This is a genomic window from Priestia endophytica, from assembly GCF_026790145.1.
Lineage (GTDB): Bacteria > Bacillota > Bacilli > Bacillales > Bacillaceae_H > Bacillus_I > Bacillus_I endophytica_A.
Map to the genome: position 1 here is coordinate 95,554 of NZ_JALAMS010000001.1, position 25,568 is coordinate 121,121.

17 protein-coding genes are annotated in these 25,568 nt (G+C 37.4%); 15 read left to right on the plus strand and 2 right to left on the minus strand.

Annotated elements, in window-relative coordinates:
- Window positions 1-129: 129 nt before the first annotated feature.
- The 3 genes from hemE to hemY all read left to right on the plus strand — a co-directional run bounded on the left by hemE (window position 130) and on the right by hemY (window position 3,793).
- Complete coding sequence (gene hemE / locus MOC86_RS00565) at window positions 130-1,155, plus strand: uroporphyrinogen decarboxylase (RefSeq protein WP_268582295.1); 1,026 nt, start codon at window positions 130-132, stop codon at window positions 1,153-1,155.
- A gap of 114 nt (window positions 1,156-1,269) precedes the next feature.
- A complete protein-coding gene (hemH, locus tag MOC86_RS00570; RefSeq protein WP_268582296.1) occupies window positions 1,270-2,205 on the plus strand; it encodes a ferrochelatase in 936 nt (311 codons plus the stop codon).
- A 151-nt stretch (window positions 2,206-2,356) separates the two neighbouring features.
- Window positions 2,357-3,793, plus strand: coding sequence for a protoporphyrinogen oxidase (gene hemY / locus MOC86_RS00575; protein WP_268582297.1), 1,437 nt, complete (start codon window positions 2,357-2,359; stop codon window positions 3,791-3,793).
- 38 nt (window positions 3,794-3,831) lie between these two features.
- Here the strand turns inward: hemY and yhfH are convergent, their stop codons facing one another.
- Window positions 3,832-3,960, minus strand: coding sequence for a protein YhfH (gene yhfH / locus MOC86_RS00580; RefSeq protein WP_019393898.1), 129 nt, complete (start codon window positions 3,958-3,960; stop codon window positions 3,832-3,834).
- Window positions 3,961-4,182: 222 nt separating this feature from the next.
- Between yhfH and MOC86_RS00585 the strand changes: the two genes are divergently transcribed.
- The 5 genes from MOC86_RS00585 to aceA all read left to right on the plus strand — a co-directional run bounded on the left by MOC86_RS00585 (window position 4,183) and on the right by aceA (window position 10,484).
- On the plus strand, window positions 4,183-4,917 hold the full coding sequence (locus MOC86_RS00585; RefSeq protein ID WP_268582298.1) for an MBL fold metallo-hydrolase: 735 nt from the start codon (window positions 4,183-4,185) through the stop codon (window positions 4,915-4,917).
- 17 nt (window positions 4,918-4,934) lie between these two features.
- Entirely contained in the window at window positions 4,935-5,924 is a 990-nt protein-coding gene (locus tag MOC86_RS00590) for a lipoate--protein ligase (protein WP_268582299.1), read from the plus strand.
- Window positions 5,925-6,069: 145 nt separating this feature from the next.
- The gene (locus MOC86_RS00595) at window positions 6,070-7,626 is read left to right on the plus strand and encodes a long-chain-fatty-acid--CoA ligase (RefSeq protein WP_268582300.1); all 1,557 of its coding nucleotides are present in this window, start codon (window positions 6,070-6,072) and stop codon (window positions 7,624-7,626) included.
- Between the two features lie 132 nt (window positions 7,627-7,758).
- Entirely contained in the window at window positions 7,759-9,006 is a 1,248-nt protein-coding gene (locus MOC86_RS00600; RefSeq protein ID WP_268582301.1) for a M48 family metallopeptidase, read from the plus strand.
- 194 nt (window positions 9,007-9,200) lie between these two features.
- Window positions 9,201-10,484 carry an isocitrate lyase gene (gene aceA, locus MOC86_RS00605; RefSeq protein ID WP_268582302.1) on the plus strand — a complete coding sequence of 428 codons (1,284 nt, stop codon included), beginning with the start codon at window positions 9,201-9,203 and terminating at the stop codon, window positions 10,482-10,484.
- A gap of 88 nt (window positions 10,485-10,572) precedes the next feature.
- Here the strand turns inward: aceA and MOC86_RS00610 are convergent, their stop codons facing one another.
- Window positions 10,573-10,818: an IDEAL domain-containing protein gene (locus tag MOC86_RS00610; protein ID WP_268582303.1), complete on the minus strand. Its 246-nt coding sequence runs from the start codon at window positions 10,816-10,818 to the stop codon at window positions 10,573-10,575.
- A gap of 234 nt (window positions 10,819-11,052) precedes the next feature.
- Here MOC86_RS00610 and MOC86_RS00615 point away from each other — a divergent pair, with 234 nt between their 5' ends.
- From MOC86_RS00615 to MOC86_RS00645, 7 genes are all read left to right on the plus strand, one after another.
- Window positions 11,053-11,691, plus strand: coding sequence for a TVP38/TMEM64 family protein (locus MOC86_RS00615; protein ID WP_019393891.1), 639 nt, complete (start codon window positions 11,053-11,055; stop codon window positions 11,689-11,691).
- Between the two features lie 237 nt (window positions 11,692-11,928).
- Window positions 11,929-12,831 carry an alpha/beta fold hydrolase gene (locus MOC86_RS00620; protein WP_268582304.1) on the plus strand — a complete coding sequence of 301 codons (903 nt, stop codon included), beginning with the start codon at window positions 11,929-11,931 and terminating at the stop codon, window positions 12,829-12,831.
- Window positions 12,832-12,837: 6 nt separating this feature from the next.
- Entirely contained in the window at window positions 12,838-13,578 is a 741-nt protein-coding gene (gene fabG, locus MOC86_RS00625; protein ID WP_268582305.1) for a 3-oxoacyl-ACP reductase FabG, read from the plus strand.
- A 208-nt stretch (window positions 13,579-13,786) separates the two neighbouring features.
- Window positions 13,787-17,254, plus strand: a complete 3,468-nt coding sequence (gene addB, locus MOC86_RS00630) for a helicase-exonuclease AddAB subunit AddB (protein WP_268582306.1) — start codon at window positions 13,787-13,789, stop codon at window positions 17,252-17,254.
- Window positions 17,251-20,961 carry a helicase-exonuclease AddAB subunit AddA gene (gene addA / locus MOC86_RS00635; RefSeq protein WP_268582307.1) on the plus strand — a complete coding sequence of 1,237 codons (3,711 nt, stop codon included), beginning with the start codon at window positions 17,251-17,253 and terminating at the stop codon, window positions 20,959-20,961. The genes addB and addA overlap by 4 nt, the downstream gene beginning before the upstream one ends.
- Before the next feature lie 45 nt (window positions 20,962-21,006).
- Window positions 21,007-22,167, plus strand: a complete 1,161-nt coding sequence (locus MOC86_RS00640; protein ID WP_268582308.1) for an exonuclease SbcCD subunit D — start codon at window positions 21,007-21,009, stop codon at window positions 22,165-22,167.
- A complete protein-coding gene (locus MOC86_RS00645) occupies window positions 22,164-25,547 on the plus strand; it encodes an AAA family ATPase (RefSeq protein ID WP_268582309.1) in 3,384 nt (1,127 codons plus the stop codon). The genes MOC86_RS00640 and MOC86_RS00645 overlap by 4 nt, the downstream gene beginning before the upstream one ends.
- The last annotated feature ends 21 nt before the right edge of the window (window positions 25,548-25,568 follow it).

Below are 25,568 nucleotides of genomic sequence, written 5' to 3' on the forward strand. Positions count from 1 at the left end.
AACTGAAGCTTCTAAGTATACAACCGTTGTAAAAATCGGTATAGTGGCAAAAGGAGAAGAAAATTAGCCTCTTACGGATAAGAGGCTAATATACATACCGGATTATGGATAGGGAAGGTGAAAGAATTTATGAATGAAACATTTTTAAAAGCATGTCGAGGGGAAAAAACAGATCATGTTCCTGTATGGTATATGAGACAGGCGGGACGTTCACAGCCTGAATATCGAAAACTGAAAGAAAAGTACTCTCTCTTTGAAATTACACATCAACCAGAACTCGGTGCATATGTCACACGACTGCCTGTTGAACAATACGGAGTAGACGCTGCAATCCTTTATAAAGATATTATGTCACCGCTTCCAGCGATTGGTGTTGATGTTGATATTAAAACAGGTATTGGCCCTGTTATTAGTAATCCAATTCGTGCCTTACAGGACGTTGAAAACCTTGGAGAAATTCATCCAGAGGAAGATGTTCCTTATGTGTTAAAAACAATTAAGTTACTCACAACAGAACAGCTCGATGTTCCGCTTATTGGTTTTGCTGGAGCTCCTTTTACATTAGCAAGTTATATGATCGAAGGAGGCCCTTCTAAAAACTATAATAAAACAAAAGCAATGATGTATGCCGAACCAAAGATATGGTTTTCTTTAATGGATAAGCTTGCTAATATGACGATTACATATGTGAAGTCACAGATTAAGGCAGGAGCTAAAGCTATTCAAATTTTTGACTCATGGGTTGGAGCCTTAAACGTCCAAGATTACCGGACATTTATTAAACCAACAATGGAGAAGATTTTTAGTTCGCTACGAAATGAAGGTGTTCCGCTTATTATGTTTGGTGTTGGCGCAAGTCACCTTGTTCACGAGTGGAATGATTTGCCGCTTGATGTTGTTGGTCTAGACTGGCGTTTATCTATTAACGAAGCTCGTGCACTTGGAGTAAATAAAACAGTACAAGGAAACTTAGATCCAGCGATTTTACTTGCTCCATGGCCTGTTATTGAAGAGCGTGTAAAAGCAATCTTAGATCAAGGAATGTTAACGCCAAACTATATTTTCAATTTAGGACACGGTGTATTCCCAGATGTAAACCCTGATACGCTTAAGCGACTAACTTCGTTCATTCATGAGTACTCGAGCCAAAAATAATGAAAAAAGCCACCTTATCTTTTGAAATTATGTCGTATTCATGGGAAAATAGATAATAGTTATTATTAAAAAATAATTATTTTAAAATACAGTGTTTTAATGAGGTGCAGAAAAATGGCAAAAAAAATGGGTTTACTTGTAATGGCTTACGGAACGCCATACAAAGAGGAAGATATTGAACGTTACTATACTCACATTCGCAGAGGGCGAAAACCAACTCCTGAAATGCTACAGGATCTTACTGATCGCTATAAAGCAATCGGTGGAATCTCCCCACTTGCTCGCATTACAGAAGAACAAGCGAATAAGCTTGAAGAGCATTTAAATAGCATTCAAAAAGAAGTTGAGTTTACATCATATCTTGGTTTAAAACATATCGAACCTTTTGTTGAAGATGCAGTAGCTAAAATGCATGAAGATGGAATTGAAGAAGCAATCAGTCTTGTGCTCGCTCCTCACTACTCAAGCTATAGTGTGAAATCTTACAATGGACGGGCAGTGGAAGAAGCAGAAAAACTAGGAGGACCGAAAATTCACCCAGTTGAAAGCTGGTATGATGAGCCAAAATTCATCAATTATTGGGCGAAACGCATTAAAAATATTTTCAGTAATATGAGCGAGGAAGAACGAGAAAAAGCTGTATTAATTGTTTCGGCTCATAGCTTGCCAGAGAAAATTATCGCTGCAGGTGATCCTTATCCTGATCAACTTCGAAGAACAGCTGATCTCATCGTAACAGAAGCGGGAATTAAAAACTATGAGATTGGCTGGCAAAGCGAAGGAAACACACCAGATCCTTGGCTTGGACCAGATGTGCAAGATTTAACTCGGGCGCTTCATGAAGAGAAAGGATATACATCTTTTGTTTATGCTCCTGTTGGATTTATAGCGGATCACCTTGAAGTTCTATATGACAATGATTATGAATGTAAAGTTGTGACAGATGAAATTGGTGCGAAATACTATAGACCAGCTATGCCAAACGCTCAAGATGAGTTTATTGATAGCTTAGCAACAGTTGTTTTAAACAAAGTAAAGCAACCAAAATAATTAAAAACCACAAACGGAGCTACGCATATATTTGCGTAGTTTCTTTTTGGGTGTCACGAAACTGTCATAACTGTCCGGTTACAGAAGTTCGCAAATATGTTAGAAATAATTTAGACTACAAATAATAGAATAACAATAAAAAAGAAAGCAGATGATACAATTGAGCGAAAAACGCCAAAAAGTTGTAATTATCGGTGGCGGAATTACCGGCATTACAGCTGCTTATTATTTGCAGAAAGAGATTAAAGATAAAAAACTACCGATAGATTATCGTTTAATAGAGGCAAGTCATCGCCTAGGCGGAAAAATCCAGACGATGAAGCGAGATGGTTTCACGATTGAAAGAGGTCCTGATTCCTTTTTAGCGAGAAAGCAAAGTGCAGCAAGACTTGTAAAAGAAGTAGGTCTTGGAGAAGAACTTACAAATAACTCTACAGGTCAATCTTACGTTTTAGCAAGGGAGAAGCTGCACCTTATTCCACAAGGAGCTGTAATGGGCATTCCAACTGAAATTTCTCCATTTCTTACAACAGGATTATTCAGTCCAATGGGAAAAGTAAGAGCTGCAGCAGATTTCATTCTGCCTAAAACAAAAGAAAAAGGAGATCAGTCGCTTGGTCACTTTTTTAGACGTCGTTTAGGCAACGAAGTTGTGGAAAATTTAATTGAACCGCTTTTATCTGGTATATATGCAGGAGATATTGATCGACTAAGCCTTATGTCGACTTTTCCTCAGTTTTATCATGCAGAGCAAGAGCACCGAAGCCTTATTTTTGGAATGAAAAAAATCAAAGATCTCCGTCAAAAGCCATCTTCACATGGTGGAAAAGCAAAAGGGCAGTTCTTAACACTAAAAACCGGTTTGCAATCTCTTGTGGATGCAGTCGAAGAACATTTAGAGCCTGCTGCTGTTCAAAAAGGAGTCCGAGTAGATTCTATGTATGAGTCAGATGGTAAATTTCATCTTTCATTAAGTAACGGAGATAAAATTATCGCAGATAGCGTTATTGTGACAACACCTCACTATGCTGCTCAATCACTTCTTCCTCAATGTTCTCTTTTACAGCCATTAAAGGACATGCCTGCCACAAGCGTTGCAACAGTTGCAATGGCTTTTCCAAAAGAAGCTGTCAAACAAGACATTAATGGAACAGGGTTTGTTGTAGCTCGAAATGGTGACTATACTATAACAGCATGCACATGGACACATAAGAAATGGCCGCACACAACTCCAGAAGGTAAAGTATTGCTTCGTTGCTATGTTGGAAAAGCAGGTGATGAAGCTGTTGTAGATTTATCTGATGAAGAAATTGTGCGGATTGTACTGGAAGATTTAAATCGAATTATGGATGTTGAAGGTCTTCCTGAATTTTCTATTGTCTCACGCTGGAAACGAGCAATGCCCCAATATACAGTTGGCCATAAAAACATAATTGAAACAATTTATGATCAGCTTGAGCATACAATGCCAGGATTATTTTTAGCAGGCAGTTCTTATGAAGGACTAGGTTTGCCAGACTGTATTGATCAAGGTGAAGCAGCTGTTCAAAAGGTTCTTAATCTACTACAGAAACAACAAATTTCTTAAATATCAAATAAAAAAGGAAGGCTCTAAGCCTTCCTTTTTTATTTGATATTTAAACAGTTATTACACGTATTTCCATAACATTCATGCTGCTCTTCTATTGCATTTCCACAATCACGGCATTTTTTAGGTGGCAAATTTCTGAAAAATTCAGTAATCTTTTCGATCATTTTAACTCCCCCTAACACGAATTTTGTTAATATCATTGTATTATAACAGAAAATAAAATGTCAACTGTTTTATAACAATATATAAAAATGATAAAATGGCCTAGCCTGTAAATGAAGAAGCTTCTGAATAGGTAGAGCATGATTTTTCGGGTATAATAGAATGGAAAATTTCTATTCCGTGTAACCTTTTAATACAGAAAATGAACAGGGGGCTTTAACGCAATGAAGGTAACAACAGTTGGATATTGGGGTGGTTATCCTGCTAAAGGAGAAGCAACAACCTCTTATTTATTTGAACACAATGGCTTTAATCTTCTTGTAGACTGCGGAAGCGGAGCATTAGCACAGCTTCAAAACTACATAGAACCATTTGAGCTTAATGCTGTTATCATTTCACACTATCATCATGATCATGTTGCAGATGTTGGTGTTTTACAATATGCCTTAAAGATTCAAGGGAGTCTTGGAAACAAACGCAATCCATTGCCGATTTATGGACATACTTATAATATGGATGGTTTTCATTCTTTAACAAGTGAAGGAGATACAGTTGGAAAAGAATATAATCCAGAAGAAGAATTACAAATTGGACCTTTTCACATTGAGTTTTTAAAAACAAAACATCCTGTTCCATGCTTTGCGATGAAAATTCAAGCGGGAGAAAAAACAGTGGTATTTACAGCTGATTCAAGCTATCAAGACGAGTTTATTCCCTTTTCAACAAATGCTGACTTGCTTATTTGTGAATGTAACTTTTATAAGGGGCAAAATGGAGAAGGTCCTGGTCATATGACAAGTGAAGAAGCTGGATTTATCGCAAGAGAAGCGAACGTTAAACATCTACTGCTCTCTCATCTCCCTCATTTTGGAGATATTAACTGTTTGAAAGAAGAAGCTCAAGAAGTATTTGAAGGAAATGTAGAGCTTGCTTATAGCGGATTCACATGGAATACATAAAAGGAGAAGATATTTGTATGCTTTATATTGACAATAACAATATTACAGATCCAAGAATTAACTTAGCTATTGAAGAGTACATTTTAAAACATTTAGATATCGAAGAAACGTACCTTCTATTTTACATTAATGAGCCATCTATCATCATCGGGAAAAACCAGAACACAATTGAGGAGATTAATACTAAATATGTGGAGGAACAAGGCTTACACGTTGTTCGTCGTTTATCTGGTGGCGGTGCTGTGTATCATGATTTAGGAAACTTAAACTTTAGTTTTATTACAAAAGATGATGGAGAGAGCTTTCACAACTTTAAGAAGTTTACAGAGCCTGTTATTCAAGCCTTAGAAAAATTAGGTGTAGATGCAGAGCTTAGCGGTCGTAATGATATCATTGCCCAGGGACGAAAGATTTCTGGGAATGCACAATTCTCAACAAAAGGGCGTATGTTTAGTCATGGTACGCTTCTTTTAGATTCAGAGATTGAAAACGTTGTTTCTGCATTAAAAGTGAAAAAAGATAAAATTGAATCAAAAGGAATCAAATCCATCAGAAGTCGAGTAGCAAATATAAGTGAATTTTTAGAGCAAAAGTTAACAACGGAAGAATTTAAACAGCTTATTCTAAACTATATTTTCGATGGAGAAGAGAACATACAGCGCTATGAACTTACTGAAGAAGATTGGAAAAAAATTAACGAAATATCAAAAGGACGTTACCAAAATTGGGATTGGAACTACGGCAAATCACCAAAGTTCAACCTTCAACATTCAAACCGTTTTCCCGTTGGACAAATTGATGTTCGTCTTGAAGTGAAAAAAGGACAAGTTGAGCAATGTAAAATCTTTGGAGATTTCTTTGGAGTTGGAAATGTAGAGGAAATTGAAGAGAAGCTCACAGGGATTCGTTATGAGCGTCAGGAGGTTGCTAAAGCGCTCGATGATGTTGATATTAAACATTATTTTGGAAATGTAACAAAAGAAGAATTTATTGATCTTGTGTACTAAAAAGTCCTGAAGAAACATTTTGTTTCTTCAGGACTTTTTTTGTTTTGAAAATTAAGAAAATTAATTATAAAATAAAAAAAGTAGGGGATGAGTAACAGGGGGAGAGACCAAGAGGTAAGAATACTTATTTTAAGGGAGGGAGAAAATGAACATATTACGAAATTTAACAATGAAAGCACAAGAAGATGGGGAGAAAACAGCTTACAAATATAAAGATTACATTGTTTCGTATAAGATGTTAGATGAACAAGCAACAAAGTTTGCCTCAGGCCTTCAAACGCTTGGAGTTCAAAAAGGTGACCATGTAGCACTTCTTTTAAATAATTCATATCATTTTATTGTGTCACTATATGGAGTACTTCGGGCAGGAGCTGTTGCTGTGCCTATTAATCCACTTTATACGAAAAGTGAAATTCAATATATCTTACAAGACAGTGATGTAAAAACAGTGATTTCAATCGATAGTTTACTGAACTCCTTAGAGCGAGAACCTTACTTGAAGAATATTATTGTTTGTCCAACAGAAAAACTTGCAGAAGCTGACTCTTTTCATGTATCTAAACGGCTTAAAGGAAAGGTACATACGTTCACAGAAGTTCTGCATCTGCTTGAACGTACATTGCTTCCTATTCCAATCGATGGAGAAGATGTAGCAATGATTTTGTATACATCTGGAACAACCGGGAAACCAAAAGGAGCAATGCTCACCCATACTAATATCTACAGCAATGCGAGAGATACGTCCACATACTTAAATATAGGGAAGTCTGATCGAATTATCGCCGTTTTACCAATGTTCCATGTTTTCTGTTTAACAGTTTGTATTAACGCACCGCTTATAGCAGGTGCTACAATTTTGATTCTTCCAAAATTCAGTCCCTCTCAAGTCTTTTCGCATGTTAGTACAGAAAAAGCAACCATCTTTGCAGGAGTACCAACAATGTATAACTTTCTTTGTCAATATGAAAATGGCACAAGAGAAGCATTAGAAAGTCTACGTCTCTGTGTTTCTGGAGGATCGTCAATGCCTGGTGCTTTGCTACGTGAATTTGAAGAGAAGTTTCAAATATCAATTAGAGAAGGCTATGGACTTTCAGAAGCTTCGCCTGTAACTTGTTTTAACCCTCCTAGGAGCAACATACAAAAGGAAGGATCTGTTGGAGTTAGTATTGTAAATGTGGAAAATAAAATTGTAGATGGACAAGGTGAAGAAGTACCATTTGGGGAAATAGGCGAGCTTGTTGTGAAAGGACCCAATGTCATGAAAGGCTATTATAAGCTTGAAGAAGAAACAAGGCACATTATAAAAGATGGCTGGCTATATACAGGTGACTTAGCCCGTATGGATGAAGACGGATATATTTATATTGTTGATCGTAAAAAAGATTTAATTATTGTTGGTGGATATAATGTTTATCCAAGAGAAGTTGAAGAACGGTTGTACGAACATGAAGCTGTCGTTGAAGCTGCCGCTATAGGGGAAAAAGATGACATGTATGGTGAAGTTGTAAAAGCGTATGTTGTAACAAAAAGGGCCGTTTCAGAAGAAGAGATTCTAGGGTTTTGCAAAACACATCTTGCTCCATATAAAGTTCCACGGAATATTGTATTTTTAGATGAACTGCCTAAGAATACAACAGGAAAGATTTTGCGAAGAGCTTTAAAAAAGAAGCTTTCAGAAGAGGAAGCAACTCATTTATAATTCTACCCTTCAGCCTTCTCCACTTGGTGAAGGCTTTTTTTTATGAAAAAAGACAGAAAAGAGTTGTAGTTCTAAAATAGAAAAAAAGACTTAAACTAAATAGTAGAAAGTTGGACAGGAAGGAGCATATTAGTGAAAAAAAAGTTTATTATTGTTTTTCTTTTTTTTGTTGTTTACGGACTTGCTCTGTGGGGGTATCTGTATGGAGCAAGTGCAGAAATTCCACGTGAGCTACAAGGAACAAGCGTTGATCCTCAAACATTTATGACATCAAAAGAACTGCTGTTAAGCGAGGAATATTCAACAATCCGTAATTTCTTATCACTTTTATCAGCACCATATGAATGGCTCATTCTGCTCTTTTTGCTCATGTGTGGATGGTCAAAGACGTTCAATGTTTGGGCGAAAAAAATAAGTAAACGCAATTTTATGCAAACGGTTATTTATCTCTTCTGGTTGTCACTTGCAACACTTATTCTAAGTGCTCCATTACAATGGGTCCGCTATAAACTGTCATTAAAATACGGAATTTCTGTTCAATCTTTGCATGATTGGATCAAAGAACAAGTTATTGATTTTTGGTTTAATTATATCCTGATGATTATCATTATTCACGTCATCTATATGCTTATTCGTTATACGGAAAAACGATGGTGGTTCTATACGTGGATTTTATCAATTCCATTTACATTATTTTTAACTTTTATTCAACCTGTTGTTATTGCTCCTCTTTATGATGATTTTTCTCCACTTCAAAATAAACAATTAGAAGAAAAGATTCTCCGATTAGCAGATAAAGCAAATATTCCAGCAGACCATGTCTATGAGGTGGATAAATCTGAGGAAACAAATGCTCTTAATGCATATGTCACAGGAATTGGCTCTAACTCAAGAATCGTGTTATGGGACACAACGCTAGAACGTTTAACAGACAATGAAATTTTATTTATTATGGCACATGAAATGGGTCATTACACAATGAAGCATGTTTATTACGGGTTGCTTGGATCGCTCGTTTTATCGTTTGTTGGATTGTATCTTGTATACAAAATAATCGGGCGTTTGTACGTGCGCTATAAGAAGAAAGTAGGGATTTCTTCTCTTGGTTCGCTTGCAACCGTTCCTTTACTGCTTCTCATTATTTCGATGCTTAGTTTCGCTGCAAGTCCGTTAACAAACTATGTATCACGAGTTCACGAGCAGAAAGCAGATGAGTATGCTATCGAACTTGTTGAAGATAAAGAAGCGGCCGTAAGCTCGTTTCAAAAGCTTTCAAAAGCAGGTCTTAGTCAAGTTAATCCACCATCTCTTGTGAAGTTTTTTCAGTACACACATCCTCCAATGTTAGAGAGAATGCAATATATTCAACAACACAAATAAGTATGATAAATTTTGAAAAATAAAAGAAGCTATAGACAGTAAAAAATTTCAAAAAAGTAGTTCCGTTTTTTAATCTGTTGTTATATAATAATTAACGTAAATGTAAACTGTAGTATAACAGAAGATGAACAGCTTTTTGTTTTGGAATGTCGCCAATGCTTTTATGAAAAATTCATCAATAAGGGGATGGAGAAATGAAAGATTTACGCGTACAAAAATTAGAACAAAGCTGGAAAAACGATAAAAGATGGGAAGGTATTACACGCCCATATTCAGCAGAAGATGTTATTAAGCTTAGAGGATCAATTGATATTGAATATACGCTTGCAAAGAACGGAGCCGAAAAGCTTTGGAAAGGTCTCCATGAAGAACAATTTATTAACGCTTTAGGAGCTTTGACGGGGAATCAAGCTGTACAACAAGTAAAAGCAGGATTGAAAGCTATTTACTTAAGCGGCTGGCAAGTTGCCGCTGATGCAAACCTTTCAGGACATATGTACCCAGATCAGAGTTTATATCCAGCAAACAGTGTACCAAGTGTTGTGAAGAGAATTAACCAAGCTCTTCAGCGTGCAGATCAAATCCAGCATCTTGAAGGAGAAGGGGAAATTGATTACTTTGCTCCTATCGTAGCAGATGCAGAAGCAGGATTTGGTGGCCAGTTAAACGTTTTTGAATTGATGAAAGGAATGATTGAGTCTGGAGCATCAGGTGTTCATTTTGAAGATCAACTTTCATCAGAAAAGAAATGCGGCCACCTTGGTGGAAAAGTACTTCTTCCAACTCAAACAGCTGTGAAAAATTTAATATCAGCTCGTTTAGCAGCAGATGTAATGGGAGTACCAACGCTTGTTATTGCACGAACAGATGCAGATGCAGCTGATTTAATTACGAGTGATATTGACCCTGTTGATCAGAAATTTATTGCGAGCGAAGAAAGAACACCAGAAGGTTTCTATCGCACAAAAGCAGGTATTGATCAAGCAATTGCTAGGGGCTTAGCGTATGCTCCATATGCTGATTTAGTATGGTGCGAAACATCTGAACCAAGTTTAGAACAAGCAGAAAAGTTTGCAAAAGCAATACATGAGGAATTCCCAGGTAAGATGCTTGCTTACAATTGTTCGCCATCTTTCAACTGGAAGAAGAAATTAGATCAAGAAACAATTGAAGAGTTTCAGCGTGAAATCGCAAAAATGGGCTACAAGTTCCAATTTGTTACTCTTGCAGGATTCCATTCTTTAAATCACAGCATGTTTGAGCTAGCGCGAAAATATAAAACGCGCGGTATGGGAGCATATTCAGAGCTTCAACAAGCGGAATTTGCAAGTGAAAAACATGGCTATAGTGCAACAAGACATCAGCGCGAAGTTGGCACAGGATATTTTGATCAAGTATCTCAGATTGTTACAGGTGGTACGTCTTCAACAACAGCTTTAAAAGGCTCAACAGAAGAATCACAGTTTACTGAAGCATAAAAAAAGAGGAGAAGCGCTTACGCTTCTCCTCTTTTTTATTTGAAGATAGATATAAAAAAACCCTTCAAGAAATGAAGGGCTTTATACACTATGTTGTGCTTTTCATAAGGGCTGCATATTTCTCGGCTAACTTGTAGAACGTTTGCTGATCACCTGTGTCTAAAGCGTTATTAATCTCTGTTTCCAAAATCTCTTTTTTGCGTTTGAAAAGGGAATCATCAATAACCATTTGGATGTACATCTGTAACAGGTTTTCGTCCTTTCTGTTTCTCCGTGAATGGGCTAGCGACTTCATCATCTCAGTGTAAGAATTTTCTTTTTTAATGAGAATCACCCCTGCGCCTTTTTTTTAGTATATAAACGAAAAAGCGAAAATACAACTAGAATTTATAATTTTTTAAAAATTTATTTGTTCTGTACTGTAACAGAGCAACCAAGCCTTTTATTTTGATAATCTTTACCCCATAAAAAAAGAATTAAAACAGGCTTATATCCTTAAAAGAGGACAAACTGTACAAGAAAATCTATAATGGGATAAAATAAGAACAAGGATGAAAGTTATGAAGAGATGGAGGAAGCTTGGGCATTGAATGAAGTAGAGCATTTTTTTACACTAGAGAACATTTTAGACTTGCTTAATAAGTATCAGTCATTTGGTCTTTTACCTGGTATTTTGCTACCCTTCCTTGAAGCTTTTATTCCAATCTTGCCGCTGTTTGTTTTTGTTGTAGCTAACTCTGCGGCATTTGGACTGTGGCTAGGGTTTCTTATATCATGGCTTGGAGCAGTAGGAGGAGCACTTTGCGTGTTCTTACTTGTCAGGAAATATGGACAGCGACGCATTTTCAATTTTCTACATCGCCATCAGCAAGTGCGCCGCGTCATGGATTGGCTCGAGCGTCACGGCTTTGGTCCTTTGTTTATTATGCTATGCTTTCCTTTTACTCCTTCAGCAGCCATCAATGTCGTTGCAGGGCTATCTCGCGTTAGTATGGCTCAGTTTGCCTTAGCCGTTATGGCGGGGAAAATGGTTATGATTTTTGCGATAAGCTATATTGGAGAAGATATCGGATCATTTTTTAGAGAGCCTCTTAAAACAGTTATTGTACTTGCTGTTATCGTCATACTGTGGATTGTAGGAAAGCGGATTGAAATTCATCTAAATACAAAAACAGGCTATAAGCAACGAAAGCGAGAAAGAGGATAAAATACTTGTAAAATATTAAGCATTGAAGGAACTGTCCTATGACAGTTCTTTTTTGTTTGAAAAATAAATTAAATTAATCTTGCAATCATGAAAAGGAAGAATATTGAATAATGTAAAAGTAGAAGGTCTTCTGCAGAAAAAATGAAGCTTTAGCGATTAAAACTAGTTCAAATGGCGAGGGAAAGGGTAAACAAAAGTATAAACCTATTAACTATATGGGAATATAGGGGGATGCTTATGAAGAAAGTACTACTGAAAAAGACAACGCTTTCGAATGGAGAAACATTAGGATACCGAGAGCGGGAAGGAGGATCGGTTCCTTTATTACTTATCCATGGAAATATGACATCATCGAAGCATTTTGATACCTTTTTAGAAAAAGCGGATGAGAAATATAAGATCTATGCGCTCGATCTAAGAGGGTTTGGTGAATCTACTTATAATACACGAGTTGAAGATATTCGTGACTTTGCGGAAGATGTAAAACTTTTTGTTGATCAAATTCACCTAAAAGATTTTGCACTTCTTGGGTGGTCACTTGGTGGAGGAGTTTGCTTGCAGTATGCGGCACTTTATCCAGATGACTGTCATCATCTTATTTTAATATCATCTGTCTCGACTCGAGGATATCCACTTTACGAGATGGACGAGTTAGGAAGGCCTAATGTAAATCACCGTCTTTCAACTAGAGAAGAAGTTGAGGGGGATAGTCGGATTGCTCCAATGGTAACAGCTTATGAGACGAAAAACTATCCCTTTCTCCGAGCTGTATGGGATTCGCTTGTTTATGTATATGAGAAACCGGAAGAAGAGCGGTATCAATCCTATTTAGAAGATATGACAACACAGCGCAATTTAGCAGACGTTTATTATAGCTTAAATTCCTTCAATTTAAGTAACGATCATAACGGGCTTAAGGAAGGAAGTAATGAAGTTCAAAACATTCAAATACCTGTTTTAATCCTGTATGGAGATAAGGATTATGTCATCACACAAAAAATGACAAAGGAAATTGCTGTTGACCTAGGTGAATTTGGCACATATGTGGAATTAAATAAGTGTGGACATTCTCCACTTGTCGATGCACTTGATCAAGTTCTCCATGAAATGAATCACTTTCTAAATGAAAAAGAGGGGTGAATAAGAATGAGATTAGAAAACAAAGTAGCGATCATTACAGGAGCAGCAAGTGGGTTAGGATTTGAAGCAGCCAAGCGTTTTATGGAAGAAGGAGCAAAGGTAGCACTCGCTGATTTTGATGAAAAAATTGGGCATGAGAGTGTTGAAGCGCTTCGAGGAAAAGGCGGTACTGTCGAGTTTTTTAAAGTAGACGTTGCAAACCGTGATTCCGTAGACTCCATGGTAAAAAACGTAGTCGACAAGTTTGGAACAGTGGACATTTTGATTAATAATGCAGGTATTACAAGAGACGCTATGTTAACAAAGATGTCTGTGGAAAATTTTCAAAAAGTTATTGATGTGAACTTAACAGGTGTTTTCCATTGTACTCAAGCTGTTGTGCCTTACATGATTGAAAAAGGAAAAGGAAAAATCATTAGCACTTCATCTGTATCAGGGGTATATGGAAACATTGGGCAAACAAACTATGCTGCATCAAAAGCAGCTGTTGTTGGAATGACCAAAACATGGGCAAAAGAACTTGCTCGAAAAGGAATTAACGTGAATGCTGTTGTGCCTGGATTTATTGCAACAAATATGGTCAAGAGTATGCCCGAAAAGGTCATTAATAATCTTGTGAAAACAATTCCAGCGCAAGAGCTTGGAAAACCTGAAGACATTGCAAATGCGTATCTTTATCTTGCTTCTGATGAAGCAAGATATGTTCACGGAACAGCCCTGCACGTTGATGGTGGGATTATGATGTAGTAGAATTGAAGAATTTTGGTTGAGGAAGTGCCTTTTTTAAGGCACTTTTTTTTGTTTTAAAATGAAAACAGAAGAAATTGCTAAAGAAAAAAATTCATTCATTAGCAAAAACCGAACGGATGTTTTGTAATGGCTTCGATGTTATAATAAAGAAAAAGAGCCGGTTACAAATTACATAATCAGCTTAGAGGAAGGTAGGAGGAGAACAATGGCACTTCAATTTATAATTGGTCGGTCTGGAAGTGGAAAAACATCGTACTGTTTGGATCAAATTCGTTCAGAGCTCCGTTCAGATCCACTTGGAGATCCTATTATTTACTTAGTTCCGGAACAAATGACGTTCCAATCAGATTACAATCTTATTTCAACTAAAGGATTAGCTGGAATGATTAGAGCGCAAGTATTAAGTTTTACACGTCTCTCGTGGAAAGTATTACAAGAAGTAGGAGGCATGACTCGTTTACACCTTGATGATACAGGAATTCATATGTTGCTTCGTCGGATTATCGAAGAAAAGAGAGATGAGCTGTCTATTTTTAAAAATGCTGCTGAGAAGCAAGGGTTTGTAGATAAGCTTGAAAGTATGATTATTGAACTTAAAAGATATTGCTTAGAACCAGAAGCATTAACAGAATTAGTCCAGGAAACAAAAGAGGAAGAAGGAGCACTAGGCGAGAAACTTCAAGACTTGCTTGTCATTTATAAGAGCTTTGAAGAATACTTGTTCACAAAATACGTAGATTCGGAAGATTATTTACAACTTTTAACAGAAAAGCTTCCTTACTCTTCTTATGTGAAAAATGCAACTGTTTATGTTGATGGCTTTTATACTTTTACTCCTCAAGAGCTTAACATTCTATTTTCTTTAATGAAGGAAGCCAAAGATGTGAAGATTTGTTTAACAGGAGAGAAGGAAAGCTCTTATCTCTTTAGAACAACAGCTGAAACATATCAAACACTAAAAAACGGAGCAGGTGAAGAAAGCATTGAAATTATGGATCCCCTCGTTTTAAAAGGTGGAGCAAGATACAATAATTCTTCACCGCTTCGTCATCTTGAACAATTTTTTGAGCATCGCCCTGTCCCAACTTTCGAGCAAGAAGTAGACGATATTAAGCTTTTTCCAAGCGCAAATAGGCGAGCTGAAATAGAAGGTGTCGGACGAGAGATACGTAAGATTGTTTCACAAGGAACGTACAGGTATCGAGATATTGCTGTTATTGTTCGTAATCCGAATGAATACGAAGACACGATAAGAGCGCTTTTTCAAGACTATGACATTCCGCACTTTATTGACCAAAAACGAGCAATGGCCCATCATCCGCTTATCGAATTGTTGCGTTCAAGCCTTGAGATAGCAGGAGGTTCATGGCGGTACGAACCTATTTTTAGAGCAATTAAAACAGATCTGCTTTTTCCACTCAACATCTCTCTTAATGAGATAAGAGAAGAGATGGACAAGCTTGAGAACTATGTACTCTCTTATGGTATTCAAGGTTCTAAGTGGACAAGTGAGGAAAAATGGACCTATAGACGTTATCGTTCCCTTGAAGATGTAAAAACAGGACAAACAGACGAAGAAAGAGAGATAGAACAAAAGTTAAATGAATTAAGAGACATTGTTGTTCATCCTATCCATTCATTGCAAAAAAGTTTAAAGAAAGCAAAAACAGGTTTCGAATATGGAAAAGTAATCTATGAGTTTCTTCTTTCTTTAAATATCCCTGAAAAGATGGAGAAGCTTAGAGAAGAAGCAAATGAAAATGGAGACTTACAGCGTGCTGATGAACACCATCAAGTATGGAAAGCAGTTATTCACTTACTTGATCAATTTGTAGAAATGATGGGAGAACAAAAGCTATCTTTTACACTTTTTAGCTCTATTTTAGATACGGGATTTGATAGCCTGAAATTTGCGCTTGTTCCTCAAGCAATTGATCAAGTGATGGTAGCGAACTTTGAGCGTTCTCGTTTAACAAATATAAAAGCTGTTTTCGTTATTGGAGCAAATGACGGGGTTATTCCAGCTCTTCCTGTAGAAGACAGCCTTTTATCAGATACTGAGCGTGAAAACTTGCAGCGGATAGGTGCTTCTCTTGCTCCAAGTACAAGGGATCAGCTTTTTGATGAAGATTTCTTAATTTATCTTGCTTTTGTTTTACCAAAAGAGCGCCTCTACATTAGCTATCCTCTTGCGAACGAAGAAGGGAAAACGTTGCTTCCATCAAGGGTTATCAATCATTTGCGTGAAATGTTCCCACTTTTAAAGGAAGAGTGGCTTGCAGCAAACCCAGCAGAGCTTCCTGAAGAGGCTCAGCTTGCTTATATTCAGAGTCCCTATACATCCCTTGCAAATTTAGCATATCAACTGCAAGCATGGAGGAATGGCTACCCGATTAGTCCAATATGGTGGGATGTTTATAATTATTTTATAAAAAATGAAAATTATCGTTTATACAGCCGCCAAGTTTTGAGTAGTTTATTCTATAAAAATGAAGCTAAAGTGCTTTCAAAAGGGATTACTAAAAAACTTTATGGCCAAAAAATTAAAACAAGCGTTTCGCGTATGGAAAAATTCAATGCATGTCCATACTCTCACTTTGCGGCGCATGGGCTAAAATTAAAAGAACGACGTGTTTTTAAACTCAATGCTCCTGATATCGGTGAACTGTTTCATGGTGCGTTGAAGTTGATCTCAGAGAGATTACAGCATGAAGGGAAAGAGTGGAGTGAGCTTACAAGGCAGGAATGTCATGAGCTTGCCGTATTTAGCGTTGACGAGCTTTCCTTAAATTTGCAAAATGAGATTCTATTAAGTTCGCATCGTCATCGGTACTTAAAACGAAAACTTCAGCAAACAGTAGAGCGAGCAACCATTATTTTAAGTGATCATGCAAAAGCAAGCGGATTTGCACCGATAGGGCTTGAGCTTGCCTTTGGTCCGAAAGAAACGTTACCATCGCTTCCGATTACGTTGCCAAATGGCACAAAGATGGAGCTTGTTGGCCGAATTGACAGGGTCGACAAAGCGATGAGTTCAAAAGGCCTTCTTCTTCGGATTATTGACTATAAATCAAGCGACAGAGATATTGACTTAGTTGAAGTTTATTACGGCCTTTCCCTTCAAATGCTTGCTTATTTAGATGTTGTTATCACATATGCTGCGAAATGGCTTGGTAAAGAAGCATTGCCAGCAGGTGTCCTTTATTTCCATGTACACAATCCATTTGTGAACAGTACAAAACTTCTTAAAGAAGATGAAATTGAAGATGAGCTATTCAAAAAGTTCAAGATGAAAGGCCTTCTTCTTGGTGAAGAGGAGTCTATTAAATTAATGGACACAACGCTTGAATCAGGTCATTCAAAAATTGTATCAGCAGGCTTGAAGAAGACGGGCGGTTTTTATTCAAATTCTTCTGTTGCAAGTGAACAAGAATTTGAGACAATTCGGAATTATATTCGTCAACACTTTGAAGCTTCTGGAACAAGTATTACAGAAGGAAAAATCGATATTTCTCCGTACAAATTAAAAGATCGTACACCGTGTGAGTTCTGTTCTTACAAATCTGTTTGTCAGTTTGATCAAGCATTTGAAGAAAATAGCTACCGAGAGCTTAAGAAAGAGCAAGATAAAATTGTGTTAGAACGTATGAAAGAAGAAGGTGAAACAAAATGACGGATCTAAGAGAGAAGCCAGCAAACAGTCAGTGGACGGATGACCAGTGGAAAGCTATCGTTGCTACTGGTCAAGATACGCTTGTGGCAGCAGCTGCTGGTTCTGGAAAAACAGCTGTTCTAGTTGATCGTATCATTGGAAAATTGATAGACGAGAGATCTCCTATTGACGTTGATCAACTTCTAGTTGTAACTTTTACAAATGCATCTGCAGCAGAAATGAAACATCGAATTGGGGAAGCGTTGGAGAAAGAGCTAAAAAAAGCTCCATCTTCACTCCATCTTCGTCGTCAGCTGAATTTATTAAACAAGGCTTCCATTTCAACTCTTCATTCATTCTGTTTGAACGTTATTCGTAATTATTACTATAAGATTGATATTGATCCTGGCTTTCGAATCGCAGATGATACAGAAGCAGAACTTCTACGTGATGAAGCACTTCAGGAACTTTTTGAGGACTATTACAGCCGTGAAGATAATCTTCAATTTTTAGATGTTGTTGATCGTTATACGAGTGATCGAAGTGATGCTGAAATTCAAGAGATTGTCCGAAAAATGTATGAGTTTTCTCAATCAACTCCGTCACCGGCAATGTTTTTAGATGAACTGCTTTTACAGTATAAAGTAAACGAAAATACGAGAATTAGTGATTTATCATTTATGCCTTTTTTAATGAATGAAGTAAGGAAACAGCTTCATAGTGTTGAAGATTTATTGAATCAAGGATTAGCCTTAACAAAGAAACCAGATGGACCGGCACCACGAAGTATAAATTTTGAGGAAGATCTTGAACAGCTTCAAAAAATTCAAAGCGGGGCAGCTTTATCTTTTGAAGAAGCGCATGAAGCAATGAGAAATCTAACCTTTTCACGCTTGAAACCATGCAAAAAAGGTGAATATGATCAAAATCTTGTGGATCAGAGTAGCGATATTCGCAAAACAGCAAAAGAAAAGCTAGAGAAGCTGCAGTCTGAGTTATTTTCTCGACCACTAACAGCTTATATAGACGATATGATAGATATGAAGCCTGTTATTGAAGTATTAACAGAGCTCGTAAAGGAATTTAGCAGACGTTATAGTCTTAAAAAACGTGAGAAAGGACTCGTTGATTTTGGCGACCTTGAACATTATAGTCTTGCTATTTTAACAGAAGAAAGAGATGGAGAAATCGAGCGTTCGGCAATTGCTAAACAGTATGCTTCACAGTTTCATGAAGTTCTTGTTGATGAATATCAAGATACAAACATGGTGCAAGAAACAATCATCAAGCTAGTGACAAGAGACGAAGAGAGTACAGGGAATTTATTTATGGTAGGGGACGTTAAGCAATCTATTTATCGTTTCCGACTTGCTGAGCCATTTCTATTCCTTAATAAATATAAGCGATTTACAAAAGATGGTCGAACAGGTGGATTAAGAATTGATCTTAATAAAAACTTCCGAAGTCGAAGTGAAGTTCTTGATGCTACAAACTATCTCTTTTATCAGATTATGGATGAAGGCGTTGGAGAAATTTCTTATGACAGCGATGCAGAGCTAAAAAGAGGAGCTTCGTATCCGCCAGACGAGAACATGGCAACAGAGCTTCATCTTATTGAAAAGAACGGTGCAGATACTCCTGTGCAGGAGGGAGAGTTTTCAACTGAAGAGCTTGAAACCTCTCAGCTTGAAGCACGTTTGATGGCTGGGAAAATTAAAGAGATGGTTCAAAATCGTTTTCAAGTTTATGATGCTAAAAAAGGTATAACAAGAAATGTAACATACCGTGATTTTGTCATTTTACTTCGCTCTATGACATGGGCACCTCAAATTTTAGAAGAGTTTAAAGAACAAGGTGTCCCGCTTTATGCTAATCTTTCTAAAGGTTATTTTGAAGCAACAGAAGTAACGATTATGCTGTCTCTTTTAAAAGTCATCGATAACCCATATCAAGATATTCCGCTTGCTTCTGTTCTCCGTTCACCACTTGTACGATTAAATGATGAAGAACTTGCTTCAATTCGTCTTTACGATGAGAAGGGAACGTACTATGAAGCATTAAAAGCGTATTTGAAAGAAGCTTCAGCAGAAGACGAGAAATACAAAGATGTTGAACATTTTTATCACTGTCTTTTGAAATGGAGAAAGGAAGCTCGTCAGCGCCCGCTATATACGTTAATTTGGAATCTGTATAGAGAAACAGGCTTCTTTGAATTTGTCGGTGGGTTACCGGGAGGAAAACAAAGACAGGCCAACTTGAATGCCCTTTATGACAGAGCGCGTCAGTATGAATCAACTTCTTTCCGTGGTCTTTTCCGCTTCTTGCGTTTTATTGAACGCATGCAGGAGCGCGGAGATGATTTAGGCACAGCTCGTGCTCTTGGAGAACAGGAAGATGTTGTGCGCCTTATGACCATTCATAGCAGTAAAGGGCTCGAGTTTCCAATCGTTTTTTTAGCGGGAATTGGTCGGTCATTTAACTTAATGGATGTTAATAAATCTTATTTGTTTCATAAAGAGCTTGGATTTGGTTCAAAGCGAATTAACCCTCGCTTGCGTGTAGCATATCCAACCCTTATTCAACAAGCAATAAAACGCAAAATTAGAAGAGAGAGTATTGCAGAAGAAATGCGGGTACTTTATGTTGCTCTTACGCGTGCAAAAGAAAAGCTGATTTTAGTTGGAACAACAAGTGATAAAGAAAAGCTTGTGAACAAATGGGAAAGTGTTTTTTATCATGAGGATATTCTTTTGCAATCAGCTGTTAGAGAAGAAGCAAAATCCTATCTTGAGTGGATTATCCCTTCGCTTATCCGCCACAGAGATTTTGAGAGCTTTGCTCATAACCAACCAGCTTCAAATCAAGAGCTTTATAACCACGCGTCAAAATGGGAATTAAATGTTGTCCCTTCTTTCTCTCTACAGGAAAGTGAAAAAAAGAAAGAAGAAGAAGACAAAGATCTTGTCGAAGCAATCAAAAACAGCCAACAGGTTAAAATCCAAAGCCCGTATAGAGAAGAAATTGAGCGTCGACTAGGATGGAGATACGCTTACCAACAAGCTTCTAAAACAAAATCAAAACAATCTGTCTCAGAGCTTAAACGACAAAGTCAGCTTCTTGATGAAGAAGAACAAACAAAAGGATTTCAAAAGCCTATTACAGAACGTCCACTCTTTTTACAAGCTAAAAAGTTAACAAGTGCTGAGAAAGGAACGGCTATGCATACAGTTATGCAGCATATTCCATTAAAAACAGATGTAACTGCAGCTTCTCTTCTTGAACTTTGTTCTTCTTTAATTACAAGAGAAATTTTAACGGAAAAAGAAGCAGCATCGATTAATATTAATGGATTACTTGGTTTCTTTGAAAGTGAGGTTGGACAGCGTCTGCAACAGGCACCTTCTGTTTACAGAGAAATGCCGTTCAGTTTCTCTGCGAAGGCATCAGAGCTTGAACAAAACTGGGAAGGAAAAGAAGAACCCGTGCTTATTCAAGGAATTATTGACTGTTTGTTCAGAGACGAAAAAGGAGTAGTTTTATTAGATTTTAAGACAGATGATATTGCGAACCGTTTTCAAGGCGACTTTGAAAAAGCAAGAGATACACTTCTGAGCAGATATAAAACACAACTGAATCTTTATACACGAGCAGTTGAAGAAATTGGCTCCATTCATATTAATGAACGATACCTTTATTTCTTTGACGGAGGTCATTTTTTATCATTATAAAAAGAGAAGAGATTTTTCTTCTCTTTTTTCAAAAGGAGTATGAACATGAGAATTTTGCATACAGCAGATTGGCATCTTGGGCGTACATTAGAAGGAAGAAGCCGTCTTGAAGAACAGGAACAGTTCTTAGCTGAATTAGTAGAGGTTGTGAAAGATCAAAAAATTGATGCCATTTTAATGGCAGGAGATGTTTTTGATACAGTAAATCCACCTGCAACAGCTGAAGGAATGTTTTATGATAGTGTGGCAAAATTGTCACAGCAAGGAGCATGTCCAATCATTACAATAGCAGGGAACCATGACAGCCCAAATCGGTTAAGTGCTTCTTCTCCACTTGCGGGAGTTCAAAACATTCATCTATTTGGCTACCCCATGAACAATATTGTCAAGGTTCCAGTTGGAGGAGAAATGCTTGAAGTTGCGGCTTTACCGTATCCCTCTGAGTCTCGTCTTAACGAACTTCTGTCAGAGAATAGTGATGAAAAAGAGATCAGAAACTCTTATGATGCTAGAATTCAAGGGATTTTCAGCAATCTTGCAAGTCAGTTTACAAAAGGTGCCGTACACATGGCAATGAGCCATATTCATGTTGCAGGGGGAAGTGCTAGTGACTCAGAACGACCAATTGAAGTTGGAGGAGCATATACAGTAGCGGCAACAAGTTTGCCAGAAGAAGCTCAGTATGTTGCACTTGGACATCTTCATCGTCCGCAAAATGTTGGCAGAGCGAAAACACTTGCCCGTTATTCTGGATCACCTCTTGCCTACAGTTTTTCAGAAGCAGGGTATACGAAGTCCTTATCTATTATTGATGTTGTGCCCTATGGGAAAGCAGAGCTGACAGAAATTCCTATCAACAGCGGGAAACCGCTTGTAAGATGGAAAGCTAAGCATGGAATACAAGAAGTTTATCAATGGTTTGAAGAGGAGAAAGATGCTAACGCTTGGATTGACCTTGAAATTCATTTAACAGATGCTCTTTCAATGGAAGAGATCCACCGTTTGCGAAAAGAGCATAACGGTATCATTCATATCCGTCCTGTATTTCATTATGAAGAAACACAGTCAGAGGAAGAAAAGGTAAAAGACATTCCGATTGATGAAGCATTCCGTCGATTTTATGAACGACAAACAGGAGGCGGAACTCCTGATAGTCGATTAATGGAGCTGTTTTTAAGCCTTGTTCATGAGGAGGAAGAGGAGTGAAGCCAATAACGTTAAAAATTCAAGGGCTCCACAGCTTTCGCCAGATGCAAATGATTCAGTTTGACGGGCTTTGTGAAGGTGGAGTTTTTGGGATTTTCGGACCAACTGGAAGTGGAAAATCTTCGATATTAGATGCAATGACGCTTGCCTTGTACGGGAAAGTAGAAAGAGCAGCAAACAATACGCATGGTATTTTAAATCATGGAGAAGATGAACTTAAAGTCGCGTTCACTTTTTGCTTAGAAAATGCAGACGGCATGCAAACGTATACTGTTGAACGGAATTTCAAGCGAAGTGACGAGTGGAGAGTAAAGTCAACAACAAGTCGCCTCATTGAAGAAGGAGACGAACGAGTTGTTTTGGCAGACAAAATGAATGATGTCAATCAGTATATTAACTCTTTGTTAGGTCTTACGATTGATGACTTTACACGAGCTGTAGTACTTCCACAAGGAAAGTTTGCTGAATTTCTGTCTTTAAAGGGAGCAGAACGTCGTCAAATGCTTCAAAGATTATTTAATTTAGAGAAATATGGAGACGAGCTTCTTCAAAAAATTAAGCGAAACCTTACAAATGCGAAACATGAACTTGATAAAGTTTTAGCAGCACAAGCAGAACTTGGAGGAGCCACCGTTGAAAAAGTAAAAGAAGCTGAACAAGAAGTGAAAAGCTGTGAACTTTTGCTTCAAAAGAGAGAACAAGAGCTTTTACATATTCAAAAGGAATATGACCATAAGCAAAAACTATGGGAATGGCAGAAAGAGAAAGAAGAGAATGAAGCAAAGTTAAAAGAGCTTAAAGAGGAAGAACCGGAGATAAAGAATCGTGAAGAGCATTTAAGTAAAGCGCTCAAAGCAGAGAGTTTGCGTCCATATTTAGAAGAATGTGAAAATCTATTTTTACAGAAGCAAACAGCGGAAAAACAAAAAAATCAACGGGCAGGAAAATTAGAAGAAGTAAATCAAAAAGCAGCCTTGGCCAAAGAGGAATATGAACGAGCAAATAAAGAGCGAGAACAAAGAGAACCTCTCCTTCTTGCTCAGCGTGAGAAGTATCAATATGCGGAAGAGCTAAATAAAGACGTTACAACTCTATCCGAAACGGTAAAGAACGCTCGCAAGCAACATGAGGAACTTTTGGAATCAGGAAGAGGTATTAAAGAGCAGTTTCAAAAGAGAGAAAGTTTATATAAGCGTGGAAAAGCAAAACAAAAAGAGCTTATGGAAGAACGAGAGAGGCTTAGTGTGTCTCCTTCTTACCGAACTAAAGTGCAATATGCTGTTCAAGAAAGTCGGGATATTGGTATCCTCAAGGTGCAACATGAGGAAAAAAAAGAACAGCATAATCAAGTGAAGAAGAATCTTCAACAGTTAGAACTTGAAATGAAGAGTTCTATAGAAAACGAAGAAAAGGTGAAAAAACAAGCGGTAGAGCAGTACGATCTTCTGCAACATATCTATAATCTTGTTTGTGAGCGAGAGCGTGAAATTGAACGATTTATTGCTAGCGGGGAACACGAAATTGAGGCAATGCAGAGAAAGGTAGAAGAAGCAAATAAACAAAAGCTTGCATTAACACTTTCTGCACACCTTCATGATGGTAAGCCTTGTCCTGTATGTGGATCAACGACACATCCTTTACCAGCAACAGGAGAAGAGATGGAGGCAACTGATGGAAAAGAGATTGATTTATTAAGAAAAAACTTATCAATTTTACAAGAACGTAAATATATTTGTTCCTCCTTGAAATTGAAGCTTGAGCCGCTTGCTGAGAAATTACTTGACTGTTTTGGGGAGTTTGAACAAACCAAGCAAGAAGATATTCCACCGCTTCTTACGAAAGATGAAACGTTAAAAGCTTGTATTGTAAAATTGCAAACAGAACTAAAAGGGCTAGAGCAAGATTATATTGGTCAAAAAGAGAAAATTGATCGCCTCGTAAAAATCGCAGGGGATGTAAGCGAGAAGAAGAATAAGCTATTGTTTGAGTCTGAGCAACAAAACAAAATGTTAATGGAACAAGCAAAGTTTGTTCAGCAAATAGAAGAAGAAATGAATAAGGCGCAAAAAGAATGGCAAGAACGCTACAAAGAATTTGAGATTACTAGCATTTCATCTATTCAACAACAACTTGAGCGTAACGATCAAAAACTGGCTGAGCTTAATGAGCGAATTGAAAAAAGTGTGGAATACCTGGAGGAAACAGAAAAAGCATTGGAGAAATTACGTGAAGGATGGAATGTTCACGAACGAAAGGAAGTTGAGTTTTCCTCATTCTTGCAGAACAAAAAAGCGTCACTTTTAGAACAACAGCAACGCTTAATACAAATTATTGGAGAAAATTCGCTAGAAGAGCTTCTTAATGGCATAAATAAAGAGATCCATTCTTTAAGAGAAAGAGAAGACGAAACATTGAAAAGGTGGCACCTTTTCAATAATGAACATCAAGAAGTAAAAGCTTCATATGAATCAATAGTCTCCTCACTCGCAGAGTTAAATGAACGATATGAAAAGAAAGAAAGTAAATGGAAAGATAAGAGAAATAGCTCAGGCTTTCATTCTGATATAGATGTAAAAGAAATGTTAATAACAGAGGAGCAACAGCAGAAGATTCGTGAAGAAGTAGAAGCATTTTGGGACAAACTAAAGAGCGTCACAATAGCATTAGAAAATGTTACAAAATTGCTTGATAATCAAAGTGTCACAGAACAATCTTTTAAAGAGACATCTTCTATTTTGGCTGATTTAAAGGAAAGTGTGAAAGAAGCAACAACAGAACTAGGGTCAGCAAGAGCTCTTTTAAAAGATTTGCAAGTAAGAAATGAACGATTGGGAAGTTTGGAAAAAGAGAGAGAAAAGATACAAGAAGAGCTCTCTCAGTATCAGAAGCTTCAAAGCGTATTTAAGGGAAATGCTTTTATCGAGTATATGGCTCAAGAGCAGCTTATTGCAATTAGCCGAGATGCATCAGAGCGATTAGGGTTTTTAACAAGACAGAGATATGCTCTTGAAGTAGATTCACAAGGAGGATTTGTTATTCGAGATGATGCCAACGGGGGAGTAAAGCGACCGATTTCAAGCTTGTCTGGTGGAGAGACATTTTTAACTTCTCTATCTTTAGCGCTTTCTCTTTCTGCAGGCATTCAGCTTCGAGGAGAATATCCACTGCAGTTCTTTTTCCTTGATGAAGGGTTCGGTACACTTGATAGCGAGCTTCTTGATACAGTTATTACAGCACTCGAAAAGCTTCAGTCTAATGATCTTTCAATTGGAATCATTAGTCATGTTCAAGAGCTGCGTGCACGTCTGCCTAAGCGCCTTATTGTTGAGAAAGCAGATGATCTTGGCAATGGTACAAAAGTGAAAATCGAAACGCTTTAAAGGAGAAAGGAGCAGATATGG